13 protein-coding genes are annotated in these 13256 nt (G+C 50.6%); 8 read left to right on the top strand and 5 right to left on the bottom strand.

Annotated features, from left to right (window positions below; all coding sequences use genetic code 11):
• Positions 1–14: 14 nt before the first annotated feature.
• The gene (locus tag PsW74_RS24175) at positions 15–680 is read right to left on the bottom strand and encodes a hypothetical protein (protein ID WP_063287129.1); all 666 of its coding nucleotides are present in this window, start codon (positions 678–680) and stop codon (positions 15–17) included.
• A gap of 95 nt (positions 681–775) precedes the next feature.
• Between PsW74_RS24175 and PsW74_RS24170 the strand changes: the two genes are divergently transcribed.
• Positions 776–1681: a LysR family transcriptional regulator gene (locus tag PsW74_RS24170; protein WP_063287130.1), complete on the top strand. Its 906-nt coding sequence runs from the start codon at positions 776–778 to the stop codon at positions 1679–1681.
• A gap of 14 nt (positions 1682–1695) precedes the next feature.
• On the opposite strand, the gene PsW74_RS24165 is transcribed toward PsW74_RS24170, so the two are convergent.
• A complete protein-coding gene (locus PsW74_RS24165) occupies positions 1696–2589 on the bottom strand; it encodes a LysR family transcriptional regulator (protein WP_063287131.1) in 894 nt (297 codons plus the stop codon).
• 101 nt (positions 2590–2690) lie between these two features.
• On the opposite strand from PsW74_RS24165, the gene PsW74_RS24160 reads away from it, so the two are divergent.
• The 3 genes from PsW74_RS24160 (at position 2691) to PsW74_RS24150 (ending at position 6490) form a co-directional block, all read left to right on the top strand.
• The gene (locus PsW74_RS24160) at positions 2691–3620 is read left to right on the top strand and encodes a tyrosine-protein phosphatase (RefSeq protein WP_208988129.1); all 930 of its coding nucleotides are present in this window, start codon (positions 2691–2693) and stop codon (positions 3618–3620) included.
• A 139-nt stretch (positions 3621–3759) separates the two neighbouring features.
• Positions 3760–4740 carry a DUF2332 domain-containing protein gene (locus PsW74_RS24155; protein ID WP_063287133.1) on the top strand — a complete coding sequence of 327 codons (981 nt, stop codon included), beginning with the start codon at positions 3760–3762 and terminating at the stop codon, positions 4738–4740.
• Positions 4741–4924: 184 nt separating this feature from the next.
• Positions 4925–6490, top strand: coding sequence for a hypothetical protein (locus tag PsW74_RS24150; RefSeq protein WP_063287134.1), 1566 nt, complete (start codon positions 4925–4927; stop codon positions 6488–6490).
• 165 nt (positions 6491–6655) lie between these two features.
• Here the strand turns inward: PsW74_RS24150 and fbaA are convergent, their stop codons facing one another.
• Together fbaA and PsW74_RS24140 are read right to left on the bottom strand one after the other, a co-directional pair.
• Positions 6656–7726, bottom strand: a complete 1071-nt coding sequence (gene fbaA, locus PsW74_RS24145) for a class II fructose-bisphosphate aldolase (protein ID WP_063287135.1) — start codon at positions 7724–7726, stop codon at positions 6656–6658.
• A 279-nt stretch (positions 7727–8005) separates the two neighbouring features.
• Complete coding sequence (locus PsW74_RS24140; RefSeq protein WP_063287136.1) at positions 8006–8821, bottom strand: (Fe-S)-binding protein; 816 nt, start codon at positions 8819–8821, stop codon at positions 8006–8008.
• 222 nt (positions 8822–9043) lie between these two features.
• On the opposite strand from PsW74_RS24140, the gene nfsB reads away from it, so the two are divergent.
• Both nfsB and PsW74_RS24130 read left to right on the top strand, forming a co-directional pair.
• The gene (gene nfsB, locus PsW74_RS24135) at positions 9044–9700 is read left to right on the top strand and encodes an oxygen-insensitive NAD(P)H nitroreductase (protein ID WP_063287137.1); all 657 of its coding nucleotides are present in this window, start codon (positions 9044–9046) and stop codon (positions 9698–9700) included.
• A gap of 184 nt (positions 9701–9884) precedes the next feature.
• Entirely contained in the window at positions 9885–10325 is a 441-nt protein-coding gene (locus PsW74_RS24130) for a GNAT family N-acetyltransferase (protein WP_063287138.1), read from the top strand.
• Positions 10326–10402: 77 nt separating this feature from the next.
• Here PsW74_RS24130 and PsW74_RS24125 read toward each other — a convergent pair whose 3' ends face one another.
• Positions 10403–10801: a cytochrome c family protein gene (locus tag PsW74_RS24125; protein ID WP_057463750.1), complete on the bottom strand. Its 399-nt coding sequence runs from the start codon at positions 10799–10801 to the stop codon at positions 10403–10405.
• 340 nt (positions 10802–11141) lie between these two features.
• Here PsW74_RS24125 and PsW74_RS24120 point away from each other — a divergent pair, with 340 nt between their 5' ends.
• Both PsW74_RS24120 and PsW74_RS30020 read left to right on the top strand, forming a co-directional pair.
• Positions 11142–12638: an FAD-linked oxidase C-terminal domain-containing protein gene (locus tag PsW74_RS24120; protein WP_063287139.1), complete on the top strand. Its 1497-nt coding sequence runs from the start codon at positions 11142–11144 to the stop codon at positions 12636–12638.
• Positions 12639–12673: 35 nt separating this feature from the next.
• On the top strand, positions 12674–13256 hold a 583-nt coding region (locus PsW74_RS30020; RefSeq protein WP_244277900.1), incomplete at its 3' end, for an FAD-binding protein.

Here is a 13256-nt window from a genome sequence, read left to right as displayed (position 1 = left end):
TGGTTTCCTTGGGGTTAAAGAGCAGGAGTGTCCTGCTGAATGCTGTGAAAGAAGTTGTTCAAAGCTTCCGTTAGTTGCTCGTAAGAGCCGTAAAGCAAATCAGAAGGCAGCAGCACGCGCTCACCGACCATGTCTGCAACAAGTGTTGGCACACCACGCGCACCCATCTGGCTTAAAATCACCTGTCCATGAGTAACGCGCTGTGAAGTCTCCGCCTCAACAGACGTCATATGGTCTTGAAGCAGAGTGGCAGCATCCACAAAGCCTGCATCGGAAAGCAGATCCAGCAGGATGGAAAGGTCGGTGATGTCTTTGCCGGCCACATACCGGGCATCTTGGATGAGCTTCAGCGCTTCTGGCCCTCTCGTAGGTTCCACGATTGAACATGCTGTCATGGCAAGTGTCGCAAATGTTGAGTCTAGCGTTTGTCTCTCACCATTTAGAATCTGGCTTTGATAGGCCCGGCTAAATGTCTGCCCTGTCAGCCTCGCAATCTTCTGGTCACAGGCCCATGCATCAGATGCAAAAGAATGGTCCAGAGGGCGAGCTCCAGCACCGCTAAACAAGCCCGCTGGTAACATCTCAACCTCGTAGTCCTTCGCCAAGTCCGCCAGTCTGGGAGTTGTACCGTAACACCACCCACATAGCGGATCGTAGATGTAGAGGAATGAGTGCGTCATAAGTTTCTCCTTGTTGCGGGGGAACCTAGGACAACTTGACTATCTGTAGAATACAGATAATTTCGACATACTGTCTGTAAAATAGAGACAATAATATGAGCCTCTACAATCTCAACCGCCTCCGCCATTTTGCTGAAGTCGTCGAAAGTGGTTCCTTCACCGCAGCAGCGAAAAAGCTCGGCCTGGGAAAAGCCATCGTCAGTCACCAAGTCGCAAAACTGGAAGAAGAGCTCGGCGCAGCCTTACTGGTGCGCACAACACGCTCTCTTCAAGTGACAGAAGCAGGGCAGCGGTTTTATGAAAACGCCGCAGAAATTCTCGATCAGGCAGAACGAGCGGTGCAGGAACTCCAGCATGAACAAGAGGTTCCCAGCGGTTTGCTCACAGTGACAGCGCCAGAAGATTATGGCCAGTGCGTTGTCGCCAAAGCGCTCATGCGATTGAGGGTAAAATATCCAAAAATCAGGGTCAATGCGGTCTTCACGGATGAAAAGTTGGACCAGCTTAAAGAGAAAATAGATGTCTCCATCCGCGTTGGTTGGTTAGAAGACAGCTCTGCTATCGCGAGGAAAATAGGCAGTTTCCAGCAGTTTACTGTGGCCTCACCGCAATATGTTGAAGCGATGGGACCGGTCTCCACACCAACCGATCTGCAAGATAAAGACTGGATCTACCACTGCAAGCTACCTGCGGGAATATCGTGGCGAACAGCTGAAGGGGAGGAGGTGCAATTTGTACTCCAAAATCCGCCGATCACAGTCTGGAACACACTGACTTCGCACGCATGTGCGCTCAGTCACGGCGGTCTATGTCTCCTCCCGTCCTTTCAGGTTCGCGAAGATCTGGCATCAGGTCGCTTGCAACGGGTTTTGCCGGACTGGCACCATAAGGAAGGTGGAATTTACGCGCTCTTCCCAAACAGCCGCTTTCGCCCAGCCAAGACCAGGGTGTTTGTAGAAGAGCTGATAAAGACGCACAAAGAGGCTTGCGATGTATTTTGAGAAGGTCGCTGACGCTATACCCAAGTCTTCTGGTGCAGCTGGCACATCCGGTTGATCAACCATTTACAGGCAGGTGCTTGCGCCTGCTGTTTGCCCCAGACAAGAGAGACCTTGTTGAGAATAGCATTCTGCTGAAAATCATAGGAAAGCTCTTTCAGCGCACCAGCCTTCACCTCATCATCCACCATCTGCGCAGGCAACTCTGCCCAGCCCACACCGCCATGCACCATGGTGTGTGCCACGCGCGGATTATCTGTAATCAGCAGATGCGGTCCTTTCTGGCGTGAAAACTCAGGCGAGTTTCGGTCAGTCTCTGTCTCAGAAATAATCTGTCTGTACCCGCGCAAGTCCACCAACCGGACTTCTTTCAGCTCGGCGAGAGGATGGTCCTTGTGGCAAACCGGGATCCGGCGCTCAAATCCAAGCCCACGGAAATGGTAGCCTTCCTTGTAGGGGTGCCGCTCGATAATAATCCCCAGTTGAGCGCTCTCTTCCGTCAGCCTGGAAAATACATCACCAAAAGAGGTGGTTTGGACATGCAACTCTACCTTCGAAAACTGCTTGTCGAAATCATGAAAAACCTGATTAATCTCAGAAACATAGGTCCCATACTCAAACACCACTTTGAGGCTGCCTTCTGCCCCTTCACTAAGGGCGCCAGCCTTCACAAGCAAGTCCTGCCTGCTCTGCAAAATAGATCTTGCATAATCCAGTAAGGAAACACCGGAGACAGTCAGCTCTGCACGGTAACTGCTGCGATCAAAAAGATCGGAGCCAAGATCAATCTCCAGATTGGAAATTGCAGCACTTACAGCGGATTGAGCCTTACCCAACCGTCGTGCAGCAGCAGAGAAAGACCCTAACTCTGCGGCAGTCACAAACGCTTCCAACTGGTCAACACTGGGCATCCAACCTCAACACGATCTGAAATTCTGATGGAGTTCAACTTTACTACATAGGTCAAACTGATCTTTATGTCACCCAAATTTGCAAACTGAGAGGAATGACCATGCGAAAAATAATCGGGCTGGCAACCGCAACAATGATTGGCTCACTCATGACGTCAGGGCTCGCCATGGCAGAAACGATGCCGTGCGAAACCAAACTGCCAATTGACATCCCCTCCAATTGCGATGCCATCAAGGTTATGAAACCAATCGAAAAACTGGAGAACTTTCGCCCACTAACCACGCCGAAAAATGGCCCGGCTTTAAAGCCGCAAACAGTCTTCCGTTCTGACCAACTGGACAGCCTGACAGAAGCTGATCAGGAAAAACTCAGTGCATTGGGCATTGAGACCATCGTGGATCTGCGCGCTCCGGATGAGTTGGAGAAACACCCGAACAAACATATTTCAACAGTAGACTTCAACATCAATCTGCCAATTGGCTCAGACCCGGCAGACGTTGAAAAAATCATGCCTTTAGATGTAGCCTCGCAAATTGGCCCTTTATGGTTCAGCGGTAAGTTTGATGAGATTGACCAACTGCTGAAAGACCATAATGTAGACCTCTACAACACCCGGATTGATCGCTATAAGGACTTCGCCCGTAAGTTTACACCGCAGATCTCCCGCTTCATGCATGTGTTGTTGGAAGAACAGAACTACCCATTGGTGTTCCACTGCGCAGGGGGCAAAGACCGCACCGGTTATGTGGCAGCCGTACTGATGTTGTCTCTGGGTTTTTCTGAAGAAGACGTCATGCGCGACTACCTTACCACCAATCTCTACACTTATGATGAACTGAGCAAGTTAGTCGCAGACGGCCCGCATTCTCTCCGCCCGGCTTTCGGTGCACATAAAGAGCAGATCACGGCTGCTCTACAAGCGGTGAAAGAAGACTACGGCAGCTTTGACACCTACCGCCGCGAAGCATTGGGCATTTCTGACGAAGAGCTGGCCCACATCAAAAAGAACCTGCTGGCAGACCCAAGTTAAAGGCCTCTCAGCACCCCTCGTGCTGCCTTCCCCCAACGTTGGCGGCACGAGGTTTTTTTGAAAAACATCCCACCTAGGTCCCATTTGCTTCAAAGAGCACATCCAGCTTAGTCTTCCCTTATATTTTAAGGGGAATTTCATGACTGTATTATCTGCACCAATTGAACACGGATACTTGGGTTTCGCCTCCAATGAAGCTAGAGGCAACTCTCCGATTTATGAGGAATGGGCAACCCATATCGCAAGCTCTCCAGTATTTCACGATTTCCTGATGGCATTGCCCGAAACCAAGCAACAACCTAACCTTCTCTTCGCTGCCATTAGATGGGTAACAGGCCGTGTCCCTGCTGTAGGGGAGCTTGATGAGACGCTGAAGCATCATGGTACAGCAATCAAACATGAGATGATGAACCGCAGCACGCAGACCAATGAAACCGGCCGTTGCGCTGCTCTCCTTCCACTGCTCGCACGCTTGCCTCAACCCGTGGCTCTCATTGAGGTTGGTGCCTCCGCTGGTCTCTGCCTGCTACCAGACTGTTACGCCTACAATTACAACAGTGGTGCACACGTGTTGTCCCCAGCGTCAAATATGCCTGATACACCGGTGTTGCACTGTCTGGTGGAAGGAAATGTCCCATTACCAATTGAACTACCAAAAGTAACCTGGCGTGCCGGACTGGAACTGAACCCATTGAACCTTGAGGATGATGATACAGTTCAATGGCTGCAAACTCTTATCTGGCCGGGTCAGGAAGCTCGCTTACATCGCCTGCGAAAAGCCATCGCCGTCGCCAGACAGAAGCAGCTCCAACTTGTTAAAGGCGATCTTCTCACCGATTTACCTGCTCTGCTGGAGCAAGTCCCAACAGGAACCACACCCGTCGTTTTCCATAGCGCCGTCCTCTACTATGTCCGCGACACGTCTAAGCGCGAAACCTTCGTTGATCTAATGCTCAACTCCAATGCCCACTGGATCTCCAACGAAGCCCCCGGTGTCCTTCCTCTGTTTGCAAAGAAAGTCTCCGCGCCTCCCCCTTCTGGTCGCTTCCTCCTTTGCGAAAATGGAATCCCTCGTGCATGGACTGGACCACACGGACAGTCGATTGAGTGGATCGAGTGACAGCTTCGTTGAGATCCTCGTGCATTAGAGCGCCAATTAGCTCCAATTTATGGGAAAATACGTAAATTCTGGAAAGTTTTCATTTTTGGGCACGTAGTAGTCTGCGCAAAGCGTGAAAACATCGGTGTTTGCCTCGTTGAAATTGGGGTGTGGGAGGCAGCCTGGCATGCTTTGGAGTTAATTGATGCCCCTGCAAAAACTGAGCAAACAAGAGCATAAATGGGCTCATGATATGGCCCGTCATTTAAACCTGAATCTTGCTGAAGAGGGAGGTGAGCAAGAGGGCATACAACAACAGGTTGAGGTGACAAGCGCTCCCGCTGATCCATCAGAAGAACTTGCTGCCATAGAGAAGACAGCCGATGCTCTCTTTGCAAACATGGACTTCGTGAAACACCAAAGCGCAGTCTTCTCACCATTCAAAAAGGCAGGTCAATCCGCTCGCTCAGGTATTGCAAGTGCGAAGAAGGATTTTAAAGGCCGCAAAACTCAAAACGCACAGGCAAGGATCACAAAGGTTAAAGAGAACATCGCCTCTATGGAGCAACTCATTACAATTGCCAAATCTAACCAGATAGGTTTAGAGGCGCAGCTACCTTGGGTGAAAGAAGACCTCGCGCAACTGGCACTCGAGTTACCTATTGTTGACAGCCTTGCCATTGCTAAGAAAATCCCGAGCAAAAAGCACAAGAAATTCCTCAGTCTTGATCAGGAAGCCAACGGCCTGATTAGTGAAGCAGAGACGCTTTGCGCAGACTTTCAGGTGGATGCTGCGAACAAGATCCTGAAGAAACTCAATAAGACGCTTCAGAACTATCAGAAGGAAGTCGATTGGCTGCATGCTCTGCCCGAAGTTACTGGCGTCGGAGCTAGCGAAAACCCACATGTTTCCAAACTCGACAAACTCGACAAACTCGACAAACTTGCTGCTGCATTTATGCGAAAAAAGACTCAGGAGCATAAAGTCGAGCTGGTCAAAGCTGAGCCGGATGAGAAGACGAAGGCTTTTCTTAAGACTTGGAACAGAGAGAACTTCTCTGATCCTTCCGAAAGGCTCGATCTCCAAAAAAGAGGCGGCTGCAAAGCACCCTTCAAGTTCATCGTTCGAACAGGTTCAATGGATGATTTTATCAATCAAAAGGGTTGTTTCTCTGCTCAGGGAGCTGAGTATCTGGAGAACAAGGATGCCATTTGTACGTCTGTCGTGACAGACGAAAAATGCTTTGTTTACGGCGCCTTCGGCGTCATCTTGGATGTCCCGCCACAAAACGTTCTGGTCTCTAGTCCTGATGATCTTATGAGTGAACTCAACATTGGACGCAAAGATAAAAAGGACAGAATGGTCAATGTCACACAAGAGCAAAATGAAAAGCTTCTTGATGTGCCAGACCACGTTCGCAACGGTTACTTGAAGAATGAGCTGGACAGATACCAGTACGACAAACGTCAGCAGAACGTTGATGACTTGATGGACAACACCTACTATGCGCATAACGAAGTGATTGTTTCATCCAAGGACGGCATTCAGCATAAACAAGGTGTAGACGCAACTGAGCCTGTCAAGATCAATGGTATTTTCCTCATAGACGCTGAACCTTCACCCGACACAATTGCGTTTCAGGAATTTGAAGGCAAAAAGGCCCTGACCAAGGAAGAAAAATACCAGATCTTCATGGAACACGCCGAAAAAGTAGCCAAAAACCTCGGCGTACCGATCCTGTTTTTAGATGGTGAGAGCACGATGGCTTAATCAGCTTAGAACAGGTTAACTACTAGATGTTGGCTCTGCCAGCACCCACAGTGCGGTGTAACCTTCCACGAAACGTAATGCACTGCGTCCCAGCATAAGTGGACAAATAAAAAAAAGCCCGACGCGTCTGCACCGGGCTCTTCAATCTTATAAAATCTAGTCAGCTTACTGGCAGAGGCTCTTGCCAACGCAGTTCAGGTCTTCGCAAGCTTCTTTCAGGCGTTCAACAATGCCCAGCTCACCTTCACGCAGCCATTTGCGTGGGTCGTAAGCCTTCTTCGTTGGGGCACCAGTTTCCGGGTCGATCTGGTATTTGAAAGCATTTGCGTTTGCTTCCACGTACGCACCAACCTTTTCAGAGAAGGCGAACTGTGTATCGGTGTCGATGTTCATCTTGAACACGCCGTAGTTCAGGCTCTCTGTGATCTTGGATTTCTCAGAACCGGATCCACCGTGGAACACAAGTGCCAGCGGGTTTGCACCAAGGCTGTGAGTTTCGCTGACCAGCTTCTGGCTTTCACGCAGAATTTCAGGGCGCAGCTTCACGTTGCCTGGCTTGTAAACACCGTGCACGTTTCCGAAGGACGCAGCAACGGAGAAATGGCCAAGCGGGTTCAGACGGTCATAAGCCTGCAGAACATCTTCAGGCTGGGTGTAGAGCTTCGGATTGTCTGCACCGATGTCATCATCAGAACCGATACCGTCTTCTTCGCCACCAGTCACGCCCAGCTCAATCTCAAGGCTCATTTCCAGCGGAGCCATCATCTTCAGCAGGCGTTCGCTTTCAGACAGGTTAAACTCGATGTCTTCTGCAGAAAGATCCAGCATGTGAGAGGAGAACAGTGGCTTGCCATTTGCCTTGTAGAATGCTTCACCGTGTTTGATGAGCTCTTCCAGCCAAGGGATCAGGCTCTTGTCTGCATGGTCGGTGTGCAACACAACGCCAACACCGTAATGCTCTGCCAGAAGGTGCACGTGCTGAGCTGCAGCAACTGCCCCAAGCACTTTTGCCTGGAAGCTGTCCTTGATGCCTTTACCGGCATAGAACTGCGCACCACCGTTGGAGAGCTGAACGATAATATCTGTATTGTTTGCAGCTGCTGCTTCAAGAACTGCGTTGATGGAGTCCGTTCCAACAACGTTGACCGCAGGCAAGGCGAACTTACCTTCGCGGCATGCTTCAATCAGGGTTTTATAGTCTTCACCAAAGATGACGCCCGGCTTGAGCTTTCCCATTTTTATAGGCTCCTGTGTAACAGCAGATAGGGGAGACAAAGTGCCTCACACTGTGAACTGGCAACAAAGCCGGACCATGGCCTTGGCCAGTTGCCGCGCACACTACTCAGCAATACGCAGAACTACAACATTTGTAAGGGCATTCTGAGGAATTTAATGGATTTAAGAGGCAAATCACTGGCCTTAAGCAGTATTTCCCGTCATGCAGAATTTGTGTTTTTCACAAGCAGCACCGGGAACCACAATCCCTGCGCAAGGTTCGGTGACGACCTAGGGGAATCAGAGGATGGACTGACCTGCCATCACACGAGCACTCAAGCCAATCGGCATGGACTGGGTATCACCTGCCAGAACCTCTAAAACAGGTCTGAGTTCAATAGCAGACCCATAGCGGCGCAAATGGGTGGAAAGCTCCATCAGGAGCGCCAGATCTGTCGAGACAAGCGTACCAGCCCCACAGGAGCGCACCGCATGCAGCAAACCGCTCAAATCACCTGGACCCAGTTCAGGGGAGATCGTTCCCTCTGGAGCGCCTTTGACCTGGGAAGCGCAGATCTGCGGCAGGTCAACAACGCCCACTTGCTCCATCTGACCCAGCAGAGTGCGGGAAGCGACCTGACTGCCAAATAGATTTGGCGCGTCTGACACATCCAGAAACGCGACCTTACCTGCAAAGCCTTGCAAGCTCTGCCCAAACTCCGGCGCAGCCAGCAACAGATCAGAGACTTCAAAACACTTACGCGTAAACTTGGCGGTGATCTTCATGAGTTCTTCAGACTGCTCGGAAAGCAGCGGCGCGTAGGCCCGTTCAAACACCTTGGCACAAAAAGGAGAAAGCACAGCCACATAGTCATAATGACCAAACTGAGAAATCACCTCCTTCGCCATATCTCGCGCATCCTCCAGCTCATTGGAACGCAGCGACACAAGCCCGCAACAACTCTGAATGCTGGGCGCTTCAACCTCATAACCAGCTCTGTCGAGCAAATGAACTGCAGCTTTTATGAGAGACGGGCGAAAGAGATTGGTAGTGCAGGAAACAAACAATCCGACCCGGGCATCCTTCTTGTATTTGGGGCGTCTTGGTCGGGCCATAAGAGGAGAAGTCCTGCAGTTTCTGAGCAATGCATAAATGAAATCGCTACAACCTGCCTGCCACAATTCAAAGGGGACTTCAATGCTTTATCAGGCGTCGGGTACGGAGCCTATAGTATACATCTTGTGCCTATGTGCATTTTCTGTGCGTACTTGCTAAGAAAAAACTAATGGTTATCTTCCGGTCAGAACATCACTTAAATAAGAAACTGGAAAATGAGCATGAACCTGAAAGACGTCGCGCTGAGCCGCTATTCCACCAAGGAATTTGATCCATCAAAGCAGATTTCCGCAGAGCAGTTTGATCATATTAAATCCCTGCTTCGCTTCAGCCCATCAAGTGTGAACTCACAACCTTGGCACTTTATTATTGCAGACACCCCAGAAGGACGTGAGCGCGTTTCAAAGGGAACGCAGGGCATGTTCTCCTTCAATAACGGTAAGGTGCTCAACTCCTCCCATGTCATCGTCTTTTGCGTAAGAACGGACATCTCTGATAAGTATCTGGACCGCCTGCTGGAAGCCGAAGAACAAGACAAACGCTTCGCTGACCCAGCTGTAAAAGAGACAGTCAAAGCAGGCCGTGCCACCTTTGTGGGTATTCATCGCGACCAGCTCAAAGACGCTGACCATTGGATGGAAAAACAGGTCTACCTCAACATGGGAACCATCCTTTTGGGCGCAGGCGCGCTGGGGATTGATGCTGTGCCGATTGAGGGTGTGGACGTTGACGCGCTTAACGAAGAGTTTGGCCTTCAGGAAAAAGGCTACCGCGCAGTTGCTCTGATTGCCCTGGGTCACCGTCATGAAAGCGACTTCAACGCCGCCCTCCCCAAATCCCGTCTACCGGAAGGCGAAATCTTCACAGAACTGGCTTAATCAGTTCTACAGCTGACGCAAAAGGGGATGCTCCGCGCATCCCTTTTTACATGAAATGACCGAGTTTTATTCTGCATTTTGACTGTACTAAACTACAATCAAAAGCAGGCGCACAAAGTCACCTCAATTGCCTGCCATCAAAAGATGAGGGAATCGAAAAACATATATACTTAGAAAGAGTTGAATGATGATCAGGCCGTATCAGGAAGCAGACCTTCCAGCTGTGCTAGACATTTACGCGAAGTCCAAACTTGATGAGTTTGCCTATGAAGATAAGCGGTTTGAATTACTTCCGCTTGATCAGGACCCCAAGCGGTATACGAGTCTAATCACGTCGCAAATCTCAGTTTATGAAGAAGAGAAAATGCTGGCTTATGCAGCTCAGGACGGAGCTGATCTCAGGTCATTGTTCGTCCACCCGCAAGGCAGAGGCAAGGGCATCGGTAGAACGCTCATGCAACACATGCTGGAGAGGACTGAGGGGGAGGCAACTCTCTATGTCGCTAAATCCAACCTGCCGGCCAAGCGGCTCTATGAGCAATTTGGTTTTGTCATTACCAGCGAGTTCATGACCGATTATAACGGCATTCCGATCCTTGCAAACAAGATGGTGCGCAAGGCTTAAGCCACTCACCAACATAGCAGCAATAAAAAAGGGCCGCAGAACTGCGACCCCCGATCTTTAGAATCTCTGGAATCCAATTATTTCTTGGAGCCGTCTTTATTGAACTGAGCGAGGTACGCGATAACGTCCTGACGCTGAGTTTCTTTCTTAAGACCAGCGAAAGCCATCTTACCTTTCGGGATAACTTTCTTCGGTTTTGTAAGGTATGCGTCCAGGGTAGCTGCGTCCCAAGCTTTACCTTCTTCTTTACCTGCCAGAAGAGGCTTGGAATACTTGTAGCCTTCGACTTCACCCCAACCAGCATCGATGATGCCGTTGAGTTTAGGTCCTACCTTGTTCTTGGCTTTTTCACCAACAGCATGACAAGCCTTACATTTTTTGAAAACTTTTGCGCCCTTAGCAACATCGCCTTCAGCGAATGCCGCACCGGAACTCAACAGCAATGCAAGCGCTGCAACGACGCCAAACTGCTTCATATTTTATCCTTCCCACTATATCCTAAGAGATAACCGCGAATAGAGAACAACATAGTCTAACTCATGGGGTAGTTCCCACAGATTCGACGTTACCTTCGTATATATTGTTACGGCATATTGTCGCGGACGGAATTGATCATAAGCATAAACGACTGAAAATAACTTGCTTTGAGTCAAACTCACCAAAAACTGAAGCCGTTGTTTTGTGGGCGACAATAGACTTAATGCGGCTTTTATCTTTGCAAAAATTATGAGAGTCTCAGCTATTGTATTCAGTAAGTACGGTTGGGTTGGTGGCTTGGAAATATAGTTTCAAACCACAACTCAGGAGGGAGGCCTGATGGCAGCGATCGCAATGCCAAAACCGTCACAGGAAACACTAAAAAAGCGCTCCAAAATCGTCGCTGATTTGCAAAAAATCGTGCGTGGAGAAGGTGTTATCTGCGATGAGATCGAGATGCGTCCCTATGAGACGGATGCCTTGACGGCATACCGCCAGCTGCCGCTTGTGGTGGTCTTGCCTGAGACCGTAGATCAGGTCTCGCAAGTGCTCAAGTACTGCTATGACAATAATGTAAAAGTGGTGCCTCGTGGTGCCGGAACTTCCCTGTCAGGTGGTGCATTGCCGTTGGAAGACGGCGTTTTGCTGTCCATGATGAAATTTAATCGGATTTTGGAAATAGATCTGGAAAACCGGGCAGTTGTGACCCAGCCGGGTGTAACCAACCTGGGGATTACGACGGCTGTACAGCAGGATGGCTTCTATTATGCTCCTGATCCGTCCTCCCAAATCGCCTGTTCCATTGGCGGTAATATCGCAGAAAACTCCGGCGGCGTGCACTCCCTCAAATACGGTTTGACCACCAACAACCTGTTGGGACTGGAAATTGTCCTTATTACCGGAGAGGTGATCCGCCTCGGCGGCAAACATCTGGATTCTGAGGCCTACGACTTGATGGCCCTGCTCACAGGCTCCGAAGGATTGCTCGCAGTTGTCACTGAAGTCACTGTCCGCGTACTACAAAAACCGGAAACAGCCCGTGCAGCACTCATCGGCTTCCCAACCTCAGAGGAAGCTGGCAAGTGCGTTGCTGAAATCATCGGAGCGGGCATCATCCCCGGTGGCATGGAACTCATGGACAAGCTCGCAATTGATGCTGCCGAGGACTTCGTACATGCCGGATATCCGTTGGATGTTGACGCCCTCATGATCGTGGAACTGGACGGCCCTGAAGCTGAAGTTGATGACTTGCTCAAGCGCGTCAGCGCAATCGCGGAAAAGAATGGCTCATCTTACTTGCGCGTCTCTCAGTCAGAAGAAGAGCGCAACACATTTTGGGCAGGGCGCAAGGCTGCCTTCCCTGCAGTTGGTCGCATCTCGCCGGACTATTTGTGCATGGATGGCACCATTCCGCGCGCAGCTCTGCCACAAGTCCTGCAGGAAATGCAGGAGCTGAGCGAAAAACACGGATTACGCGTCGCTAACGTGTTCCATGCAGGTGACGGAAACTTGCATCCACTCATCCTTTATGATGCCAACAAGCCGGGCGAACTGGCCGCAGCTGAAGCCTTTGGCGCAGACATCCTGCGTCTTTGCGTAAAAGTAGGCGGCGTCCTCACAGGGGAACATGGTGTCGGCATTGAGAAACGCGATCTCATGCCAGAAATGTACTCTGAGGATGACCTGAAACAGCAGCAACGCGTGAAGTGTGCGTTTGATGAAAAGCAGCTTCTCAATCCGGGCAAGGTGTTCCCGGTCCTGCACCGTTGTGCAGAACTCGGCTTCATGCACGTTCATCAGGGCCAACTGCCATTCCCGGATATTCCACGCTTTTAGAGCGTGATCCTAAGACAAGAGAACAGGACGAAACCATGGGAGAGGGTTTCCACCCAACAACAGCTGACGAGCTGGAGGCGGTCGTCAAATGGGCCGCCGCCGAGCGAACTCCGCTGGAAATAATCGGCAGCGGCTCCAAGTGCAACTGGGGCAGGGCGGTGCAGTCCGCGCATACTTTGCGCGTTGACGGCATCTCCGGCGTGATCGACTATGAGCCGGCAGAACTTGTGCTCACTGTGAAGGCAGGCACGCCACTGACGGACGTTCAGACCCTCTTGAAGGAGCACAATCAGGAACTCCCATTTGAACCAGCAGACCTAAGTGCAGTTCTGGGTGGCCCAAATCAGGCAGGCACCATTGGCGGTGTGCTGGCAACAAACCTGTCTGGTCCGCGCCGTCTCAAAGCGGGTGCAGCACGCGACCATGTACTTGGTCTGGAAGCTGTTTCTGGCCGTGGCGAGATCTTCAAGGCAGGCGGACGCGTGGTGAAAAACGTGACGGGTTACGATCTGTCCCGGGGCTTCTGCTCCTCCTGGGGTACTCTTGCTGTTGCCACAAGTTTCTCCATCAAAGTTCTCCCTCGAGCAGCCAAAGAATGCACCTTTGTATTGCTGGGCC

The sequence above is a fragment of the Pseudovibrio sp. W74 genome, assembly GCF_001623085.1.
In the GTDB taxonomy this organism is placed as follows: Bacteria; Pseudomonadota; Alphaproteobacteria; order Rhizobiales; family Stappiaceae; genus Pseudovibrio.
This window is presented reverse-complemented; position numbering and strand designations above follow the sequence as displayed.

What these genes read in the sequence shown, in the direction of transcription:
- PsW74_RS24175 (WP_063287129.1), bottom strand. Translation starts at nt 680, where the DNA reads ATGACGCACTCATTCCTCTACATCTACGATCCGCTATGTGGGTGGTGT.
- PsW74_RS24170 (WP_063287130.1), top strand. Translation starts at nt 776, where the DNA reads ATGAGCCTCTACAATCTCAACCGCCTCCGCCATTTTGCTGAAGTCGTC.
- PsW74_RS24165 (WP_063287131.1), bottom strand. Translation starts at nt 2,589, where the DNA reads ATGCCCAGTGTTGACCAGTTGGAAGCGTTTGTGACTGCCGCAGAGTTA.
- PsW74_RS24160 (WP_208988129.1), top strand. Translation starts at nt 2,691, where the DNA reads ATGCGAAAAATAATCGGGCTGGCAACCGCAACAATGATTGGCTCACTC.
- PsW74_RS24155 (WP_063287133.1), top strand. Translation starts at nt 3,760, where the DNA reads ATGACTGTATTATCTGCACCAATTGAACACGGATACTTGGGTTTCGCC.
- PsW74_RS24150 (WP_063287134.1), top strand. Translation starts at nt 4,925, where the DNA reads ATGCCCCTGCAAAAACTGAGCAAACAAGAGCATAAATGGGCTCATGAT.
- fbaA (WP_063287135.1), bottom strand. Translation starts at nt 7,726, where the DNA reads ATGGGAAAGCTCAAGCCGGGCGTCATCTTTGGTGAAGACTATAAAACC.
- PsW74_RS24140 (WP_063287136.1), bottom strand. Translation starts at nt 8,821, where the DNA reads ATGGCCCGACCAAGACGCCCCAAATACAAGAAGGATGCCCGGGTCGGA.
- nfsB (WP_063287137.1), top strand. Translation starts at nt 9,044, where the DNA reads ATGAACCTGAAAGACGTCGCGCTGAGCCGCTATTCCACCAAGGAATTT.
- PsW74_RS24130 (WP_063287138.1), top strand. Translation starts at nt 9,885, where the DNA reads ATGATGATCAGGCCGTATCAGGAAGCAGACCTTCCAGCTGTGCTAGAC.
- PsW74_RS24125 (WP_057463750.1), bottom strand. Translation starts at nt 10,801, where the DNA reads ATGAAGCAGTTTGGCGTCGTTGCAGCGCTTGCATTGCTGTTGAGTTCC.
- PsW74_RS24120 (WP_063287139.1), top strand. Translation starts at nt 11,142, where the DNA reads ATGGCAGCGATCGCAATGCCAAAACCGTCACAGGAAACACTAAAAAAG.